Raw genomic sequence first — 18,646 nt, forward strand, 5'->3', positions numbered from 1 at the left:
CACAAGACCACCACGCGGGAGCTGCCCGCCGCCATGCGCCACGCCATCTGTCGCATCACCGCGATGGGCGGGCGGCCGCCCTGGCAGCTCCCATGTCCATGAATCTCCCATGTCCATGAGCGAGTCCACCAGCCAGACGCCATTCCCGATGTCATCCGTCGCCAGCGCGGCGGGTATTGCCACGTTCGACAGCCTGCCGCTGGACGGCGGCGGCGCGCTCTCGCCGGTGCGCCTGGCGTGGTCGCGCTACGGGCCGGAGCCCGCGCAAGCGCGTTCGGTGGTGCTGCTGCTGCACGGCATTTCAGGCAGCCATCACGCGCTGCCGCCCGCCAGCGGCCCGGCGCATCCCGATGCCGGCTGGGCCAGCGCCTGGCTGGGGCCGGACGCGCTTCTCGACACGCGGCAGACCTGCGTGCTGGTGCCCAACGCGCTGGGCTCCTGCTTCGGCAGCAGCGGCCCGGCCGATTCTCCTGCCGCGTCTGCTACATCTGCCACGTCTGCCGCGGATTTCCCGCCGGTTTCCATCGCGGACACGGTGCGCCTGCAGGGGCTGTGGCTGCGCTCGCTCGGCGTGGCGCGCCTGGACGCCGTGCTCGGTTTTTCCTATGGCGGATACCAGGCGTTCCAGTGGGCGGTGGCCGGACCCGTGCCGGCGGCGCGGGTGGTGGTGCTGGCCTCGGCGCCGCGCGGCAACGGCACCGCGCAGGATGTGACCCAGCTGCGCCAGCTCGCCGCCGCGCTCGACGCGGGCGTGCCGGCCGCGCGCGAAGCCTGGGTCGCCATGCGGCGCGCGACCTTGCAGCGCTACGGCTACGCCGCGTGGCTCGCCGACCGTCAGCCGCATGACATGAATGCCGTGGAAGCCCGCCTGCGGGGCGAGGCCGAAGCCTGGGCCACGCGCTTTTCGCCGTGGTCGCTGGCGGCCCTGCGCGATGCCGCCCGCCGCTTCGACGCGAGCGCGGCGCTGGCGGCCGCGCCCATGCCGGTCCACTGGCTGCGCTGTACCTCCGACGTATTGTTTCCTCCCGACGACGATGCCGCGGCAGCGGCGGCCCGCGCGGACTATCCGGCCTCCGTCGTGCGCGCCACCGTGCACGGGCGCTACGGACATCTGTCGCCGTTGCTGGAAGCGGAGGCCTGGCAGGCGCCGCTGCGTCTGGCATTGCGGTAGCGCCGGTCCCGTCGCCGCGCCTGGCATGACTGGCCGCGCCCTGGGCGCGGCCTTGTTCATTTGTGCCTGGCCCGGGTCATTTCTGGTCCGGCGCATCCGCGGCATCCGCTGCATCCGCCGCATGGCCCGGCACGCGGCCGACCATCTCGGTGGCGCGCAGGAACGCGAAATCGCAGCCTTTGTCGGCCTGCGTGATCTGCTCGAGGAACAGCTTGCGGTAGCCGCGCAGGGGGGCCGCCGGCGCCGCCGGCGCGGGCTGCTGCGTCAGCGCCTCGCGGCGGCGCGCGAGTTCTGCGTCCGATACCAGCAGCGCGATGCTGCGCGCCGATACGCTCAGGCGGATGCGGTCGCCGCTGCGCACCAGCGCGAGCGGCCCGCCGAGCGCCGCCTCGGGCGTGACGTGCAGCACGATGGTGCCGGCCGCGGTGCCGCTCATGCGGCCGTCGGAGATGCGCACCATGTCCTTGACGCCGGTGCTGGCCAGCTTCTTGGGAATGGGCAGGTAGCCGGCCTCGGGCATGCCCGGCGCGCCGGCTGGGCCGATGTGCTTGAGCACCAGGATGTCGTCGGCGTGGACGTCGAGCTCGGGGTCGTCGATGCGGCTGGCGAGATCCGCCGAATCCTCGAACACCACGGCGCGGCCTTCGTGCTCCATCAGTTCCGGGTTGGCGGCGGACTGCTTGATGATGGCGCCGCCGGGCGCGAGGTTACCGCGCAGGAAGGCGATGCCGCCGGCCGGGTAGATCGGGTCGGCGATGGGCCGCACCACGGTCTGCGGGAACGGCCGGAACGCATCGATCTCCTCGCCGAGCGTGCGGCCGGTGACGGTCAGCGCGTCGAGATGCAGCAGCGGGCGCAGCTCGCGCAGCACCGCGGGCATGCCGCCGGCGAAATGCAGGTCTTCCATGTAGTGCTGGCCGGACGGCTTGAGGTCGACCAGCACCGGCGTCTCGCGGCTCATGCGGTCGAAGGCGTCGAGGTCCACCTCGAAGCCCATGCGGCCGGCGATGGCGGTCAGGTGGATGATGCCGTTGGTCGAGCCGCCGATGGCGAGCAGCACGCGCAGGGCGTTCTCGAACGCCTTGGCGGTGAGGATGCGGTCCGGCGTGAGGCCCGTGCGCGCGATCTCGACGGCCTGCCTGCCGCTGAGCTCGGCGATGCGGATGCGGTCGGAGGTGACGGCCGGCGGCGAGGCGCCGCCCGGCATGACGATGCCGAGCGCCTCGCCCAGGCACGCCATCGTGCTGGCCGTGCCCATCACCGAGCAGGTGCCGACGCTGGCCACCAGCTTGCCGTTGACCTCGGTGATCTCCTGCTCGTCGATCTCCTGGGCGCGGAAGCGCCCCCAGTAGCGGCGGCAGTCGGTGCACGCGCCCACGCGCTCGCCACGATGGCCGCCGGTCAGCATCGAGCCGGTGATGAGCTGCACCATCGGGATGTTGGCCGAGGCCGCGCCCATCAGCTGCGCCGGCACGGTCTTGTCGCAGCCGCCGATCAGCACCACCGCGTCCATCGGCTGCGCGCGGATCATTTCCTCGGTGTCCATCGACATGAGGTTGCGCAGGTACATGCTGGTGGGCGCGGAAAAGCTCTCGGCGATCGAGATGGTGGGGAAGTCGATCGCCAGCCCGCCGGCCATCATCACGCCGCGCTTGACCGCCTCGATCAGTTGCGGCGCGTTGCCGTGGCACGGGTTGTAGCCGCTGCCGGTGTTGACCACGCCGACGATGGTGCGGTCGAGCGCCTCGTCGGTGTAGCCGGCGCCCTTGATGAACGCCTTGCGCAGGAACAGGGAGAAGCCGGTGTCACCGTAGTTGGTGAGGCCCTTGCGAAGGCCGCGCGGCAGGACGACGGTGGTGCCGTCCTTGGGAGTCTGAGGCATGGTGAACGCTCTCCGGATAATTATCAATAATACTATTGACGGATTCTGGCACGAACGCCGGGGCTTGTCGAGCGGAGATCGCCGGGGAGCGGAATAGGGTGAGGGCTGGCGCGGCCAGCCGGCGTGGCCGGCGCGTGTGACCGGCGTGGTGTCAGGGGCGCGTGGTGCCGCGCGGTTTCAGGCGCCGGCGAACAGATGCCGGTTCAGCGCAAGGTAGGCGTCGCGCGACGGCGCGAGGTGATTGCGGCACAACGTGACGAGGTCGTCGCGGCGCCCTTCGCGCAGGGCGTCGATGATGGCCCAGTGCTCGTCGCGCGCGCGCGCGCGGTAGGCCGGGTCGACCAGCGAGCTGAAGCGGATCGGGTGCGTCTGGCGCGCGTATTCCTGGATCGCGCGCTGCAGCGTGGCGTTCTCGCAGAAGCCGAACAGCGTCTCGTGAAAGCGCTGGTTGCTGCGGAACACCGCGCGCGGGTCGTTCGCGGCGACGGCGGCATCGTGCTCGCGCTGGATCTCGATGAGGCGCTGCAGGCCTTCCTCGGGCAGCGGGCAGGGCAGGATGCGCGCGGCCTCGCTCTCGAGCAGCTCGCGCAACTGGTACAGCTCGGCCACTTCGCGCGCGCTGAACGCGCGCACCTCGCAGCCGATGTTCTTGCGGCGCTCGACCAGCCCGAGGCGGGCCAGCTCGGAGAGCGTCTCGCGCGCGGCGTGCCGCTTGAGGTCGAAGCGGCGCATCAGGTCGTCTTCGATCAGCCGTTCGCGCGGGTGCAGCCGGCCGAGCACGATGTCCTCTTCCAGTTCGCACACGGCGGCGGGAACGTCGAAGGGTTTGCTGGCGGATTCGATATGGCGGTTTTGCGCGACGGACATGAATGGATCGTAAGTAAGACGGGACAGGGCGCGGCGCCGCGCGCCGCGTCGCACGCCTTCCCGCAGGGACGTGGATCGCGGCAATTCTACATGCGCCCCGGAGAGAGGTTACGCGGGGCCGCGGCGGGCGGTCAATGCGGCGCGGCGACTGCGTCCATATTAATATCAATACTATTATTGACAATCAGATCGGGGCGTCCCAGAATCGCGGCACGGACGCCCCGCGTCCTCTCCACCCCGCCAGACCCGACCGGATGTCTTGCCAGGCATGAGCCTGCCGCGGCGCATCCCCGTCCCAACGATCCACAGAGAGGCATCATGTACAAGACACCCACACACTTCATCGACGGGGCCGAGGTCCTGGCCGCGGCTGTCGATGCCCCCGCCATTCCGGTCATCGATCCCGCCACCGAGACGCTGCTCGGCACCGTGGCCGGCGCCGGCGAGGCGGAAGTCGGCGCCGCGCTGCGGGCCGCGCAGCGCGGCCTGGAGCGCTGGAGCGGGACGGCGCCGTGGGCGCGCTCCGACGTGCTGCGGGAGGTCGGCCGCCTGATGCGCGAGCGCCAGGAGGAACTGGCGCGCCTGCTGACGCTGGAAGTCGGCAAGACGCTGGCCGAGGCGCGCGCCGAGGTGGCGGTCTCCGCCGAGCATTTCGAGTGGTGCGCCGACGAGGCCCGGCGCCTCTACGGCCTGGTGCTGGGCGGGCGCACGGCGGCCAGCCGGCTGGAGGTGCGCTACGAGCCGGTGGGTGTCGTGCTGGCGCTGACGGCGTGGAATTTCCCGGTCAACCTGGCCGCGCGCAAGCTGGCGATGGCGCTGGCGGCCGGCTGCGCGGTCATCGTGCGGCCGGCCGAGGAAGCGCCGGGCAGCGTGGCCGCGCTGGTGCGGTGCTGCCACGACGCGGGCGTGCCCGCGGGCGCGGTCAACCTGCTGATCGGCACGCCCGACGACGTGGTCGCGCCGCTGATGGCCGCGCCGGCGGTGCGCAAGATCAGTTTCACCGGCTCGACCCGCGTCGGCCAGTTGCTGATCCGCCAGAGCGCGGATACCGTCAAGCGCCTGACGATGGAACTGGGCGGGCATGCGCCGTTCATCGTCCTCGACGATGCCGACGTCGAGGCCGCGGCGGCGGCCGCGGTGCAGGCCAAGTTCCGCAACGCCGGCCAGGTGTGCGTGTCGCCGGGCCGCTTCTTCGTCGCGCGTCCGGTGATGGCGGCCTTCGAGGCCGCGGTGGTGGCCCGCGCCCGGCGCCTGCGCGTCGGCAACGGCCAGCAGGAGAACGTCGACATGGGGCCGCTGGCCACCGAGCGGCAGCGGGTGCGCACCGAGCGGCTGGTGCGCGATGCGCTGTCCCGCGGCGCGCGGCTGCTGTGCGGCGGGCGGCGTCCGCCCGAACTGGTCCGCGGCTATTTCTACGAACCCACGGTGCTGGCCGACGTGCCGGACGACGCCGAGATCCTCCACGAGGAGCCGTTCGCGCCGGTGATGGCGATCGTTCCCGTCGACGATGCCGACGAGGCCATCGCGCGCGCGAACGCGCTGGAGGCGGGGCTGGCCGCCTATCTGTACACGCGCTCGGCCGAGGCCGCGGACCGCGTGGCGAACGCGCTCGAGTCCGGCATGGTGGGCGTGAACACCACGGCGGTGGCCACGCCGGAGGCGCCGTTCGGCGGCATCAAGCAAAGCGGCTTCGGCCGCGAGGGCGGCGAGATCGGCGTGCGGGAATACCTGAACACCAAGTTCGTGCACCGGTACGCGGCGTAGGGCGACATAAGGCGGCATGGGGCGGCACAAGAGCGCCACAAGCTCGCCCAAGGTCCGCCACAAGAGCGGCATCGGGCACCGCCGCTTCCGGCCTTGCCGGGCCGCTGCGCAACGACCTTCTTTTTCCCCGCGGTATGTGCTACCCGCCCCGGCGCGACCCCGCCGGGCAGGCCAGGCTGTCGGCCCGTTAAATTATCGATTAGATTATTGACAATCCATGAGGGCACACCTAGACTTTCCGTGCTCACCTATAAAAACCATCCGGAGACATTCATGAAGCGCTTATTGGCCTGCGTGGCCATGCTGTGGGCCACCGTGGCCGCGGCCCAGTATCCCGACAAGCCGGTCAAGCTGGTGGTGCCGTTCGCGCCCGGCGGCAACATCGACTTCATCGCCCGCACCCTGCAATCGAAGCTGTCCGAATACCTGGGCGTGTCGGTGGTGATCGACAACCGGCCCGGCGCGGGCGGCATTCTCGGCGCCGCCTACGCGGCCCGCCAGCCGGCGGACGGTTACACGCTGCTGCTGGCCAATACCGGCGTCATCGTGATCTACCCGGCCATCTACAAGCAGCTTTCGTATGATCCGCTGAAGGATTTCGTGCCGGTGGCCCGCGCCACCACCAACGAGCTGGTGGCCGTGGTCAACCCCGGCGTGCCCGCGCGCGACCTGAAGGAATTCATTGCCTACAGCAAGTCGAGCGGCGGCAAGATCAGCGCGGCCGTGGCCGGCGTCGGCTCGTCGCAGCATTTCGCCATGGAGATGGTCAAGCGCAGCGCCGGCGTCGACATGCTGATGGTGCCGTACAAGGCCAGCGTGCCCGCGCTCAACGACGTGCTCGGCGGGCAGGTCCAGTTCATGGTCGACGCGCCGCCCGTGGTGCAGTCGTTCGTCCAGACCGGCCGCCTGCGCGCGCTGGCCGTCACCGGCAGCAAGCGGCTGGCCACGCTGCCCAACGTGCCGACCTTCACCGAGGCCGGCCTGCCGGGCATCGATGCCACCGGTTTCCAGGGCTTCCTCGCGCCGGCGGGCACGCCCGACGCGATCGTCAACACGGTGTCGCGCGCGGTGCTCAAGGCGCTGCAGCAGCCCGAGGTGGTCCAGCAACTGCGCGGCCAGGGGCTGGAGCCCGCGGGCATGGACGCCAGGGCATTCAATGCCTTCGTGCACACCGAAGCGCCCAAGTGGGCAAATCTCGCCAAAGCCGCCAACATCAAGGCCGACTGACATGAAAACACCTGAAACCCTGCGACCGAACCGCTTCAAGGAAGGCTTGCGCGAGGGGCGCAAGCAGCCCGGCCTGTGGCTCACGCTCGAAAGCCCCCACGTCACCGAGGTGGTGGCCGGCTCCGGCTACGACTGGCTGCTGCTCGACATGGAGCACGCCTGCGTCGACGTCTCCCAGGTCGTCGACCACCTGCGCGCCGCGCAGGGCGGCACGGCGGAACTGGTGGTGCGCATCCCGGCCAACGAGCCGGTCGTGTTCAAGCGCCTGCTCGACGCCGGCATCCGCTCGTTCATGGTGCCGTTCGTGCAGTCCGCCGAGGAAGCGCGGCAGGCCGTGGCCGCCACGCGCTACCCGCCGCACGGCATCCGCGGCGTGAGCGGCAACATGCGCGCCAACGGCTTCTCGCGCATCAAGGACTACGGCCAGCGCTACGCCGAGGCGCAGTGCATCGTGGTGCAGATCGAATCGCCGGCGGCCGCCGCGGCCGTGCGCGAGATCGGCGCGGTCGACGGCGTGGACGGCCTGTTCGTCGGCCCCAACGACCTGGCCGCCAACATGGGGCTGTACGGCCAGCCGGGCGCGCCCGAGGTGACGGCGGCGATCGCGCGCATCCTGGCCGACATCCGCGCGGCCGGCAAGGCGCCGGGCATCCTCAACTTCAACCCCGCGCAGGCGCGCGAACTGCTGGCGCAGGGCTACGACTTCGTCGCGGTGGGCTCCGACCTGTCGATCCTGGCGCGGCGCAGCGAAGCCCTGCTCGCGGAAATCACCGCCGCCTGAGAGCCATTCCCCATGAGCAGAAAGCGAATTGAACTGTCCCAGCTGCGCAGCCAGCGCTGGTTCGGCGCGGCCGGCCAGCCCGGCAACCACAAGTCGTACCGCACCAAGCAGATGGGCTACACCAGCGAGGACTTCCAGGGCAAGCCGGTCATCGGCATCCTCAGCACGTGGTCGGACCTCAACAGTTGCCACACGCATTTCCCGCAGCGCATCGAGGAGGTCAAGCGCGGCGTCTGGCAGGCCGGCGGCTTCCCGGTGGTGATGCCGACGCTGAGCGTGGGCGAGACCTACGTGCGCCCCAGCACGCTGATCTACCGCAACCTGCTGGCGATGGACGCGGAAGAGATCCTGCGCTCGCACCCGATCGACGGCGCCGTGCTGCTGGGCGGCTGCGACAAGACCACGCCGGGGTTGCTGATGGCGGCCGCATCGATGAATATCCCGGCCATCTTCGTGCCCGCCGGCGCGATGCTGCGCGGGCACTGGCGCGGCCAGCAGATGCTGGGCACCGGCTCCAGCACCTGGCAGGCCCTGGCCGACTACCGCGCCGGCAAGCTCGACGAAAAATCGTGGCGGCAGGTCGGCGAGGGCACGGCGCGCTCGCCGGGCACCTGCAACACGATGGGCACCGCCTCGACCATGACCAGCATGGCCGACGCGCTGGGGCTGACCCTGCCGGGCGCCAGCTCGATCCCCGCGGTCGACGCCACGCATTCGCAGATGGCGTCGATGTCCGGGCGCCGCATCGTCGAGATGGTGTGGGAAGACCTGCGGCCGAAGGACATCGTCACGCGCCAGAGCTTCCTGAACGCCGTGGTCACGGACATGGCGCTGTCGGGCTCGACCAACTCCCTCATCCACCTCGTGGCGATGGCGCGCCGCCTCGGCGTCGAACTGTCGCTCGACGATTTCTCGCGCGCCAGCGAGACGGTGCCGGTGCTGTGCAACCTGCAGCCCAGCGGCACCTACCTGATGGAGGACCTGTTCTACGCGGGCGGGCTGCTGGCGCTGCTCAAGCGCATCGCCGGGCACCTCGACCTGTCCTGCCAGACCGTCACCGGCCGCACGCTGGGCGAGAACATCGAGCAGGCCGAGGTCTACAACGACGACGTCATCCGCACCGAGGAAAACCCGGTCTACGGGGCCGGCGGGCTGGTGGTGCTGCGCGGCAACCTGGCGCCGCGCGGCGCGGTGCTCAAGCGCGCCGCCGCCGAGCCGCGCCTGCTCCAGCACACCGGCCCGGCCGTGGTGTTCCGCAACTTCCAGGACATGCTCGCGCGCGTGGACGACCCCGACCTCGCCGTGACCGCGGACAGCGTGCTGGTGCTGCAGGACAGCGGCCCGACCGGCGCGCCCGGCATGCCGGAATGGGGCATGCTGCCGATCCCCAAGAAGCTGCTGGCGGCCGGCGTGCGCGACATGGTGCGGATCTCCGACGCGCGCATGAGCGGCACCAGCTACGGCACCTGCGTCCTGCACGTCTGCCCGGAAAGCCGCGTGGGCGGGCTGCTGGGGCTGGTGCGCGACGGCGACCTGGTGCGCCTCGACACCGAAGGCCGCCGGCTCGACCTGCTGGTGGACGAGGCCGAGATCGAGGCGCGGCGCAAGGCCTGGGTCGCGCCGCCGCCGCACTACGAGCGCGGCTTCGGCCTGCTGCACATCGAGCACGTGCTGCAGGCGGACGAAGGCTGCGACCTCGATTTCCTCGCCAGGCAGGGCAACGTGCCCGATCCGGAAGCGCGCTTCTCGTAGCGCAAATCGGGCCGGGACACCGTTGCCGCGATGCCCGCGGCGGCTGTGTCCCGGCCGCCATCCCGTCACGATCCCGTCACGATCCCGCCACGATCCCGCCACGATCCCGCCACCGTCCCGCCGCGGGGCGGCGATCCCGGCACTCCCTGCTTCTCCCCCTTGCGTCCGCCGCGATACTGTATAAACATACAGTATTCGGAGATTCCGCCTATCCCGCCTTGTCCCACCTTATCCCGCCGCCTTGCCGCGCGGATAAGGCTGTCACAAGGCCGCAAGCATCACATGAGTTCCCTCGTTTCCTCCGGCTCGCACGCGCCGCCCGTTGATCCACCCGTGCCACCCGTGGCCCAGCCCGCCGAGGCCGGCCGCCAGGCGGCGCTGGAGGCGCTCGCGCAGCGCCATCCCGGCCTGTGGCGCGCCGGGCAGCTCGGCCGCGCGGGGCAGGCGGGCAGCGTGCCGGCGCTGGAAACCGGCCATGCGGCGCTGTCGGCCGAATTGCCGGGCGGCGGCTGGCCGCTGGGGGCGCTGACCGAGCTGCTGCTGGCCGAGCCCGGCGTGGGCGAGCTGCGCCTGCTGCGCCCGGCGCTGGCCGCGCTGGCGGCGGCGCCGCGGCGCCTGGCGCTGGTGGGGCCGCCGCACCTGCCGAACGCGGCGTGCCTGGCCGGCTGGGGGCTGCCGGCGCGGCAGGTGTTCTGGGTGCGCGCGCCGGCCGGCGCCGGCAAGGCCGCGGCGCAGGCCGACCTGCTGTGGGCGGCCGAGCAGGTGCTGCGCAGCCAGGCCTTCGGCGGGGTCGTGGTGTGGCTGCCCGCGGCGCGGCCCGAGGCGCTGCGCCGCCTGCAGGTGCTGGCGCAGGCGGGCGACGCGGTGGCGTGGGCCGTGCGCCCGGCCGGCGTGCTGCGCGAGTCGTCGCCGGCGGTGCTGCGCCTGCTGCTGGCGCCGGCACCGGGCAATGCGGTGTCGATCACCTTCCACAAGCGGCGCGGCCCGGTGCGCGAGCAGCCGCTGGTGCTGCCGCTCGACGAGATGGCGGCGGTGCCGGGCCGTCCGTCCGCGCCGCGGCCCGCGCCTGCGGAGGCGCCGTTGCCGCGGGTTTCACAGGCCGTTGCGGGAGAGCAAGACCATGTCGTACTGGATCGCGGTGCATCTGCCGCGCCTGTCGCTGGACGCGCTGCAGCCGAACTGGCCTGAGCCGGACGCTGCCGCCGCGGTCCCCGGCGTGCTGCATCACGGCGTGCCGGTGGCGGTGATGGAGCGCGAGCGCGTGGTGCTGGCCAATACCCCGGCGGTGGCGCTGGGCGTGCAGGCCGGCATGCGGCGCGGCGGGGTGCAGGCCCTGTCGGCGCAGGTGGTGCAACTGGAGCGCGAGCCGGCGGCGGAGGCGCAACTGATGACGGCGCTGGCGCTGGCGCTGCTGCATTTCTCGCCGCACGTGAGCCTGCACCCGGAGCCCGACGCGGCCACGGTGATGATCGACGCGGGCGCCAGCGTGCGGCTGTTCGGCGGGCATCGCGCGCTGTGCCGCGCGGTGTATGCGCGGGTGCGCCGGCTGGGCGTGTTCCTCCAACTGGGCTGCGCGCCGACCGCCTTCGGCGCGGCGTGGCTGGCGGCGCAGCCGTTCCGGCGCGACCGGCACGGCCGCATGGTGCGCCCGGCGCGGCGCGCGCTGCGCCCGGCGCGCATGGCGCGGCTGCTGGACCGCCTGCCGGTGGCCATGCTGCGCAACGTGGCCGACGAAGGCTGGCTCGACGGCATCGGCTGCCGCACCGTGGGCGAGGTGCGCGGCCTGCCGCGCGCGGGTTTGCAGCGCCGCCTCGGCGCGGACGTGCTGGCGCGGCTGGACCAGGCCTATGGCGAGGTGCCGGTGCGCTTCGCCTGGTTCGCCGCGCCGCCCGAGTTCGCGCAGCGCATGGAGCTGCCGGGCCGCACCGAATCGGTCCAGGGCGTGATGGCCGGCGCGCAGCGCCTGCTGCTGGCGCTGGGCGGCTGGCTGGCGGTGCGGCAGGCCGGCGTGACGCGCCTGGCGCTGCGGCTCGAGCATGAGCGCTACCGCCTGGGCTGCGAGACCCCGGCCACGCCGGTGACGGTAAGCCTGGCCGAGCCCAGCCGCGACCCGGCGCACTTGTGCCGGCTGCTGCAGGAGCGCCTGGACAAGGTGCAGTTCACCGTGCCGGCGGTGGGGCTGCTGCTGGTGGTGGAGGCCATGCAGGAATGCCTGCCGCGCAGCGAGGCGCTGTTTCCCGAGCCGGGCGGCACGCCGGCCGGGCTGGGCCGCCTGCTCGACACCTTGATGGCGCGCCTGGGCCGCGAGAACGTGCTGCAGCCCCTGCCGCTGGCGGACCACCGGCCCGAGCGCGCCAGCCGCTGGTGCCCGGTGGACGAGATGCCCGCGCGCGCGCCGGCGGCACCCGCGCAGGCCTGGCCCGCGCGCCCGCCGTGGCTGCTGGCGCAGCCGCTGCCGCTGGCCGTGCAGCGCCACCGGCCCTGCCACGGCGGGCCGCTGGCGCTGCTGTCGCGGCCCGAGCGCATCGAGTCCGGCTGGTGGGACGACGCGCTCGCCACGCGCGACTATTTCGTCGCCGAGCGCGCCGACGGCCTGCGCTGCTGGGTCTACCGCCAGCGCCCGGGGCGCGAGGAGGGCGGCGAATACCGCTGGTTCCTGCACGGGCTGTTCTGAGCCGGCTGCACCGAGCGCGCCCGCGCCGCGCGCCATCCGGCCCGGTCCGGTTGCATCCCGCTCCGTCTTGCCCGGCTTCGTTTCCCAGCTTCGTTTCCCGGCTTCGTTGCGCTTGGCTTCGTCCGGCTCCATCCGGCTTCATTTGGCTTCACCTCGTTCGACCTGGCCTCACCCTGTTTCATATCCGTCTTCGATCATGTCCAGCCTGCCCGCCGCGCCTTCGTTTTCCGCCCTGCCGCCCGCGCTCTCGGCGCTGCTGCCGGCCTTGCCCGATTACGTGGAGCTGCACTGCATCTCGAACTTCACCTTCCTCGAAGGCGCCTCGCATCCGGTCGAGCTGATCGAGCGCGCGTTCGCGCTGGGTTATGGCGGCCTCGCGCTCACCGACGAATGCTCGGTGGCCGGCACGGCGCGCGCGCACCACGCGCTCAAGGACCTGCGCGAGCGCGCCAGCGCCGCGCTCGCGCGCAGCGCGGCGCGGCTGGCCGCCGGCCTCGACGCGGGCGAGGAAGACGACGAAGACGAGGATGACCTCGAAGCCCTGGCCGCGGAGGAGGCGGAAGACGGCGAAGGCCACGACCCCGGCGCGCAGGACGTCCTGCTGCAAGCCGCCGGCCCCGGCGAGGCCGCCGAGGCCCGCCTGCGGCGCCATGAAAAACTCTCCGCCATCGCCGCCGCCGCGCAGGCCTTCCGCCTGCTGATCGGCAGCCGCTTCACGCTGACCGGCCAGGATGGCAAGGACGGTCAGAACGATGATCCGGCCCTGCGCCTGGTGCTGCTGGCGCAGGACCGCGAAGGCTTCGGCAATCTCTGCGAGTTCATCACGCTGGGCCGCCGGCGCGCGGAGAAGGGCGCCTACCGCCTGCGCCCGGAGGACATCGCCGCGCCCGCAGCGGAACACGCGCACCTGCGCGGCATGCCCCGCTGCGTGGCGCTGCTGTTGCCCGCGTACTGCCCCGAGCCGCAAGCGCTGCTGCGGCAGGCGCGCTGGATGCGGCAGGTCTTCGGCGAGCGCGCCTGGATCGCGCTCGAGCAACTGCAGGGCCATGCCGACGCGCTGCACCGGCAGCGGCTGGAGGACGCCGCGGCGCAGGCCGGCGTGCCGCTGGCCGCGGCGGGCGCCGTGACCATGCACGTGCGCTCGCGCAAGCCGCTGTCCGACGTGCTCAGCGCGATCCGCACCGGGCAGACGCTGGCCGAGTGCGGCATGGCGCTGGCGCCCAATGCCGAGCAGCACCTGCGCATGCGCCAGCGGCTGTCGCGGCTCTACCCGCGCGAGGCGCTGGCGCAGACGCTGCGCATCGCCGCCATGTGCGATTTCTCGCTGGACACGCTGCGCTACGAATATCCGGAGGAACTGGTGCCCGCCGGCCTGACGCCGTTCAGCTACCTGTACAGCGAGACCATGAAGGGCAAGGCGATACGGTTTCCCGACGGCCTCGATCCCAGGTGGGACAAGCAGCTGGCGGACGAGCTCGGCCTGATCCGGGAGAAAGGCTACGCGTCGTTCTTCCTCACCGTGCACGACATCGTGCGCTTCGCGCGCAGCAAGGACATCCTGTGCCAGGGGCGCGGCTCGGCGGCCAACTCGCTGGTCTGCTATTGCCTGTTCATCACCGAGGTCCATCCGGCCGACGCCAACATGCTGTTCGGCCGCTTCCTCTCGCGCGAGCGCGACGAGGCGCCCGACATCGACGTCGACTTCGAGCACCAGCGGCGCGAAGAGGTCATCCAGTACATCTACGGGAAATACGGCCGCGACCGCGCCGCGCTGGCGGCCTCGCTGATCACCTACCGCTCGCGCAGCGCGCTGCGCGACGTGGGCCGTGCGCTCGGCATCGACGCCAGCGTGATCGAGCAGGTGGTCAAGGGGCAGGCGTGGTGGGACGGCCCGCGCGGCTTCATCGAGCGCATCTCGCAATACGGACTGGACCCGGAGTCGCTGGCGGTGCGCCAGTGGGCCAGCCTGACCATGCAGTTGCGCGGCTTTCCGCGCCATCTGTCGCAGCACGTCGGCGGCTTCGTGATCGCGCGGGACAAGCTGTCGCGGCTGGTGCCGATCGAGAACGCGGCGATGGCGGAGCGCAGCGTGATCCAGTGGGACAAGGACGACCTCGAATCGCTCGGCCTGCTCAAGGTGGACGTGCTGGCGCTGGGCATGCTGTCGGCGATCCGGCGCGCGCTGGCAATGATCCCGGGGCCGTCGGGCGGGCCGATGCGCATGGCGGAGATTCCCCGCGAGGACGGCAAGACCTACGACATGATCTGCGCGGCCGACACCATCGGCGTGTTCCAGGTGGAGTCGCGCGCGCAGCAGTCGATGCTGCCGCGCCTGCGGCCGCGCAGCTTCTACGACCTGGTGGTGGAGGTGGCCATCGTGCGGCCCGGCCCGATCCAGGGCGGCATGGTGCATCCCTTCCTCAAGCGGCGCGAAGTGGTGCGGCGCACCGGCAAGCAGCCCGTGTACCACGACAAGATCATCCAGAACGTGCTGGGCCGCACGCTGGGCGTGCCGATCTTCCAGGAGCAGGTCATGCAGCTGGCCATCGACGCGGCCGGCTTCACGCCCGGCGAGGCCGACCATCTGCGCCGCTCGATGGCGGCGTGGCGGCGCAAGGGCGACCTGCGCAAGTACCAGGACAAGCTGGTCAGGGGGCTGACCGCCAACAAGTATCCCGAGTCCTTCGCGCTGGCCATCTGCCGGCAGATCGAAGGCTTCGGCGAGTACGGCTTCCCGGAAAGCCACGCCGCCAGCTTCGCCAAGCTGGTCTACCTCAGCGCGTGGATCAAGTGCCACCATCCGGCCGCCTTCCTGTGCGCGCTGCTCAACAGCCAGCCGATGGGCTTCTACTCGCCCTCGCAACTGGTGCAGGATGCGCGCCGCCACGGCGTGCGCACGCTGCCGGCGGACGTCACGGTGAGCGGCTGGGAAAGCACGCTCGAAGCGGATGCGGATGGGAGCGCGGAGGTGGGAGCAAATATGGACGCGGACATGGACACGGAAGCAGGCACACAAGCGGGCACGCAAGCGGGCAGCGCCCGCCCGGCCGTGCGGCTCGGCCTCGACCGCGTGAAAGGCATGAGCAAGGACGTGGCGCTGCGCATCGAGGCGGCGCGCGCCGGGCGGCCCTTCGCCAGCGTGGAAGACCTGGTGCTGCGCGCCTGCCTGGACCGCCACGACATCGACGCGCTGGCCGCCGCCGATGCGCTGTCCGCGCTCGCCGGGCATCGCCGCCAGGCGCGCTGGCAGGCCCGCGCCGCCGCGCTGCAGGCGGCCCACCGCGACCTGCTCTACGCGGCGCCGCCGGCCGAGAGTGCGCTTGCCTTGCCCGCGCCGCGCCTGGGCGAAGACGTGGCCGCCGACTACGCCAGCACGGGCCTGTCATTGAAGTCGCATCCGCTGGCGCTGCTGCGCCCGCGCCTGACGGCCATGAAATTCGCCACCGCGCGGCAGCTTGCGCAGTGCGGCAACGGCCGGCGCGTGCGCGCCTGCGGCATCGTCACCGTGCGCCAGCGGCCCGCCACCGCCAGCGGCACCATCTTCGTCTCGATCGAGGACGAGACCGGCGCCGTCAACGTGATCCTGTGGCCGGACCTGATCGAGCGCCAGCGCAAGGAAGTGCTGGGCGCCACCATGCTGGGCGTGATCGGCACCTGGCAGCGGCAGGGCGAGGTCAGGCACCTGGTGGCGCAGCAACTGGTGGACCTCAGCCCGCTGCTGGGCCGCCTGATGGTGATGAGCCGGGATTTTCACTGAGCGGCGCTTGCTGCGCGCCCGCTTGCCTGCTTGTCTGCCTGCCTGCTGCGTTTGCCCGCGCGGGCGGCGGCGCGCGCCGCCCGTCCGCGCGCATGCCGGCGGGAGTGCCGGCATGCCGCGTGCTACAGCGCCTGCGTGCCTTGCGCCCGCGCCTGCCACTGTGCTTGGCGCGGTACCTCGTCCCGCCAGCCCACCGCCTTCAGCACGGCGAAGCCATGTGCCGTGACGCGCGGGCAGCGATGCCCGCCCGTGCAATCCTCGAGCGACACCAGGCCGCGCTCGACCAGGGTGTCCAGATCGACGGGGTCGAGTTCCAGGCAGTCCTGCGCATCGCGGACCAGCAGCAAGGTGGCAAATTCGTGGGGACTCAGCATCGGTGACTCCTGGGTAGGGTAGCCCGCGCTCGCAGGCCTTCGAGGACAAAACTGCTGACCAAAAGACAGCATTGCCGCGAATAGGTTCAAGGTCTTTCGTGCCTCCCGGCGTGCCTCCTGGCCGGTGTGCCGCACCGGCTTCGCTTGGCTTCGTTGTACGTTTTCTTTGCGTCCGTTTTGTGTCCGCTTTGTTGGCCCTTTGCTGACCTTCTTGCCATCCTGCCGCCGGCTTACCCGTTTCCCGCGTCCTTTGCCCAATCGGTCCCTTCCCGCCAGCGCTTGCCAGCGCCCGCTTTGCGGGCATGCCGCACCGCGCCTGTGCCGTTCTCGCCCCGTCGTTGTGCGGCGAAAAAATAAGCTGTCATCAAGGCCTTCAGGATGCCGGCGCGCAGCCGATACAAGCCGCATGCGAGTATTTTCCCAAGGATTTTCGTGGTGTCTTTTCTTTCCCCCGCAGTGCGCCTGATGGCGCGCCTGAACATCATCCGCAAGCTCGCCTTGCTGGCCGTCCTGTTTCTGATCCCGCTGTGCGGCGCGCTCTACGCGGTACTGAGCATGTCGCTGCAGTCCGTCGGCGCCGCGCGCGACGAACTGCGCGGCCTCGTGATCGTCGACCGCGCGCTCGATTTCATGCGCGAGACGCAGGTCAGGCGCGGCGCGGCCAACGCCGTGCTGGCGGGCAACGCCGCCTTCCGCGCCACCTTCGACGCCGCCGATGCCAAGGCGGCGGCACACCTCGCGCAGCTCAGGCAGGACGCCGCCGCGAGCAGCGGCTTCGATGTGGTGCCCGATGCGGAAAAGCTCGCGCAGGCGTGGCAGGCCATGCATGAATCGGGCCTGAAAGGCACCGCCGCGCCGCTGTTCGAGCAGCACAGCGCCCTGGTCAAGCAGACCCGCCTGTTCATCGGCGACGTGGCCGACCGTTCCTCGCTCGCGCTGGACCCCGATGCCGGCTCCTACTACCTGATCAACCTGCTGGTCGGGCCCATGCCGAAGCTGGCTGAGCTCAGCGCGCTGGCGCGCGGCCGCGGCGCGGCCATCATCACCCAGGGCGGCTATTCCGACGCGGCGCAGCAAGCCGACCTGGCGGCGCTGGCCGAGCAGATTCATGACGGGCTGGAATCAGTGCGGCGCGACATCGGCCGCGTCCTGCGCGCCGCGCCCGACTACCGCGAGCGCGTGGACGCGGCGCAGGCGAAGCTGTCGGCGATGGATGCCTTCCACGGCACGCTCAGGGACAAGATGCTCGGCACCGGCGGCATTTCCATCGACGCCAAGGCGTACTTCGACAACGCCAGCGCCGCCATCGAGGCGGTGTCCTCGGTCAACAAGGAATTCTCGGACATCACGCACGCCATGCTGGCGCGGCGCATCGCCGCAGAGACCCGCCAGCTCGAAATGCTCGGCGGCGTGGCGCTGCTGGCCGTGGGCGCGGCGCTCTACCTGTTCGCCGGTTTCGCCGCCGGCATGCGCGGCGACGTGCGCGAGGTGGCGGGGATGGTCGAGCGCATCAATGCCGGCGACCTGGCCGTGCACGCGGAAGCGCGCGGCAAGGACGAGCTCAGCGAGGTCAAGCGTCACCTGCTGTCGCTGGTGCGGACCTGGCGCGTGCTGATCGGCGACACCAAGGCCGGCGCGCAGAACGTGCTGGCCGCCGCGGGAGAGATCGCGCAGGGCAACCTCGACCTGTCCCAGCGCACCGAGGAGCAGGCTTCCTCGCTGGAGCAGACCGCCGCCAGCATGGAGCAGCTCACCGCAGCGGTGCAGCAGAACGCCAGCAGCGCCGACCAGGCCAGCGTGCTGGCCGGCGAGGCGCGCGAGATCGCGCAGACCGGCGGCGCCTCGGTCGGGCGCGTGCTGCAGACCATGAGCGAGATCGAGGGCGACTCCCGGCGCATCGTCGAGATCATCGCGGTGATCGACGGGATCGCCTTCCAGACCAATATCCTCGCGCTCAACGCCGCGGTGGAAGCGGCGCGCGCCGGCGAATACGGGCGCGGCTTCGCGGTGGTGGCCACCGAGGTGCGCAGCCTGGCCCAGCGTGCCGCCAGCTCGGCCAAGGAGATCCGCACGCTGATCTCGCAATCGGTGCAGCGCGTGGAGGCGGGTTCCACGCTGGCCGGCGACGCCGCCGCGACGATGGACGACATCGTCGGCGCGGTCGGGCGCGTCACCACCATGATGGACGAGATCAGCCGGGCCTCGCGCGAGCAGAGCAACGGTATCGCCCAGGTCAACCAGGCGGTGGCGCAGATGGATCAGGTCACGCAGCAGAACGCCGCGCTGGTGGAGCAGGCCGCCGCCGCGGCCGACGCGCTCAAGGAACAGGCGCAGCACATGGAGCGGGCGGTGGCGGTGTTCCGGTTGGAGGCGTAGGGGAGAGCGGACCGCTGGCAA

At 71.5% G+C, this 18,646-nt stretch carries 12 protein-coding genes; 9 read left to right on the top strand and 3 right to left on the bottom strand.

The genetic code is table 11. The features are described from left to right. Window positions 1–109 precede the first annotated feature (109 nt). Entirely contained in the window at window positions 110–1,171 is a 1,062-nt protein-coding gene (locus tag ACWTPI_RS24945; protein WP_454733046.1) for an alpha/beta fold hydrolase, read from the top strand. A gap of 76 nt (window positions 1,172–1,247) precedes the next feature. Here the strand turns inward: ACWTPI_RS24945 and ACWTPI_RS24950 are convergent, their stop codons facing one another. Both ACWTPI_RS24950 and ACWTPI_RS24955 read right to left on the bottom strand, forming a co-directional pair. Continuing rightward, the gene (locus tag ACWTPI_RS24950) at window positions 1,248–3,053 is read right to left on the bottom strand and encodes an IlvD/Edd family dehydratase (RefSeq protein WP_454733047.1); all 1,806 of its coding nucleotides are present in this window, start codon (window positions 3,051–3,053) and stop codon (window positions 1,248–1,250) included. A gap of 177 nt (window positions 3,054–3,230) precedes the next feature. Further along, window positions 3,231–3,920, bottom strand: coding sequence for a GntR family transcriptional regulator (locus tag ACWTPI_RS24955; RefSeq protein ID WP_059414019.1), 690 nt, complete (start codon window positions 3,918–3,920; stop codon window positions 3,231–3,233). 318 nt (window positions 3,921–4,238) lie between these two features. On the opposite strand from ACWTPI_RS24955, the gene ACWTPI_RS24960 reads away from it, so the two are divergent. From ACWTPI_RS24960 to ACWTPI_RS24990, 7 genes are all read left to right on the top strand, one after another. After that, window positions 4,239–5,684: an NAD-dependent succinate-semialdehyde dehydrogenase gene (locus ACWTPI_RS24960; RefSeq protein ID WP_454733048.1), complete on the top strand. Its 1,446-nt coding sequence runs from the start codon at window positions 4,239–4,241 to the stop codon at window positions 5,682–5,684. A 273-nt stretch (window positions 5,685–5,957) separates the two neighbouring features. Then, the gene (locus tag ACWTPI_RS24965) at window positions 5,958–6,911 is read left to right on the top strand and encodes a Bug family tripartite tricarboxylate transporter substrate binding protein (protein ID WP_454733049.1); all 954 of its coding nucleotides are present in this window, start codon (window positions 5,958–5,960) and stop codon (window positions 6,909–6,911) included. A 1-nt stretch (window position 6,912) separates the two neighbouring features. Next, a complete protein-coding gene (locus ACWTPI_RS24970; RefSeq protein WP_029043283.1) occupies window positions 6,913–7,692 on the top strand; it encodes an HpcH/HpaI aldolase family protein in 780 nt (259 codons plus the stop codon). A 12-nt stretch (window positions 7,693–7,704) separates the two neighbouring features. Further along, window positions 7,705–9,444 carry an L-arabinonate dehydratase gene (gene araD, locus ACWTPI_RS24975; RefSeq protein WP_454733050.1) on the top strand — a complete coding sequence of 580 codons (1,740 nt, stop codon included), beginning with the start codon at window positions 7,705–7,707 and terminating at the stop codon, window positions 9,442–9,444. 282 nt (window positions 9,445–9,726) lie between these two features. Next, entirely contained in the window at window positions 9,727–10,632 is a 906-nt protein-coding gene (gene imuA, locus ACWTPI_RS24980; protein WP_454733051.1) for a translesion DNA synthesis-associated protein ImuA, read from the top strand. Continuing rightward, a complete protein-coding gene (locus tag ACWTPI_RS24985; protein WP_454733052.1) occupies window positions 10,565–12,118 on the top strand; it encodes a Y-family DNA polymerase in 1,554 nt (517 codons plus the stop codon). The genes imuA and ACWTPI_RS24985 overlap by 68 nt, the downstream gene beginning before the upstream one ends. A 196-nt stretch (window positions 12,119–12,314) precedes the next feature. Beyond that, the gene (locus ACWTPI_RS24990; RefSeq protein WP_454733053.1) at window positions 12,315–15,875 is read left to right on the top strand and encodes an error-prone DNA polymerase; all 3,561 of its coding nucleotides are present in this window, start codon (window positions 12,315–12,317) and stop codon (window positions 15,873–15,875) included. A gap of 122 nt (window positions 15,876–15,997) precedes the next feature. Here ACWTPI_RS24990 and ACWTPI_RS24995 read toward each other — a convergent pair whose 3' ends face one another. Then, window positions 15,998–16,249 (bottom strand): hypothetical protein, encoded by a 252-nt coding sequence (locus tag ACWTPI_RS24995; RefSeq protein WP_020201483.1) that lies wholly within the window; start codon window positions 16,247–16,249, stop codon window positions 15,998–16,000. 435 nt (window positions 16,250–16,684) lie between these two features. Here ACWTPI_RS24995 and ACWTPI_RS25000 point away from each other — a divergent pair, with 435 nt between their 5' ends. Then, the gene (locus ACWTPI_RS25000; protein WP_454733054.1) at window positions 16,685–18,625 is read left to right on the top strand and encodes a methyl-accepting chemotaxis protein; all 1,941 of its coding nucleotides are present in this window, start codon (window positions 16,685–16,687) and stop codon (window positions 18,623–18,625) included. The last annotated feature ends 21 nt before the right edge of the window (window positions 18,626–18,646 follow it).

The sequence above is a fragment of the Cupriavidus ulmosensis genome (genome assembly GCF_977008105.1).

Coding starts and splice junctions, on each gene's coding strand:
- ACWTPI_RS24945 (WP_454733046.1), top strand. CDS start 110: ATGTCCATGAGCGAGTCCACCAGCCAGACGCCATTCCCGATGTCATCC.
- ACWTPI_RS24950 (WP_454733047.1), bottom strand. CDS start 3,053: ATGCCTCAGACTCCCAAGGACGGCACCACCGTCGTCCTGCCGCGCGGC.
- ACWTPI_RS24955 (WP_059414019.1), bottom strand. CDS start 3,920: ATGTCCGTCGCGCAAAACCGCCATATCGAATCCGCCAGCAAACCCTTC.
- ACWTPI_RS24960 (WP_454733048.1), top strand. CDS start 4,239: ATGTACAAGACACCCACACACTTCATCGACGGGGCCGAGGTCCTGGCC.
- ACWTPI_RS24965 (WP_454733049.1), top strand. CDS start 5,958: ATGAAGCGCTTATTGGCCTGCGTGGCCATGCTGTGGGCCACCGTGGCC.
- ACWTPI_RS24970 (WP_029043283.1), top strand. CDS start 6,913: ATGAAAACACCTGAAACCCTGCGACCGAACCGCTTCAAGGAAGGCTTG.
- araD (WP_454733050.1), top strand. CDS start 7,705: ATGAGCAGAAAGCGAATTGAACTGTCCCAGCTGCGCAGCCAGCGCTGG.
- imuA (WP_454733051.1), top strand. CDS start 9,727: ATGAGTTCCCTCGTTTCCTCCGGCTCGCACGCGCCGCCCGTTGATCCA.
- ACWTPI_RS24985 (WP_454733052.1), top strand. CDS start 10,565: ATGTCGTACTGGATCGCGGTGCATCTGCCGCGCCTGTCGCTGGACGCG.
- ACWTPI_RS24990 (WP_454733053.1), top strand. CDS start 12,315: ATGTCCAGCCTGCCCGCCGCGCCTTCGTTTTCCGCCCTGCCGCCCGCG.
- ACWTPI_RS24995 (WP_020201483.1), bottom strand. CDS start 16,249: ATGCTGAGTCCCCACGAATTTGCCACCTTGCTGCTGGTCCGCGATGCG.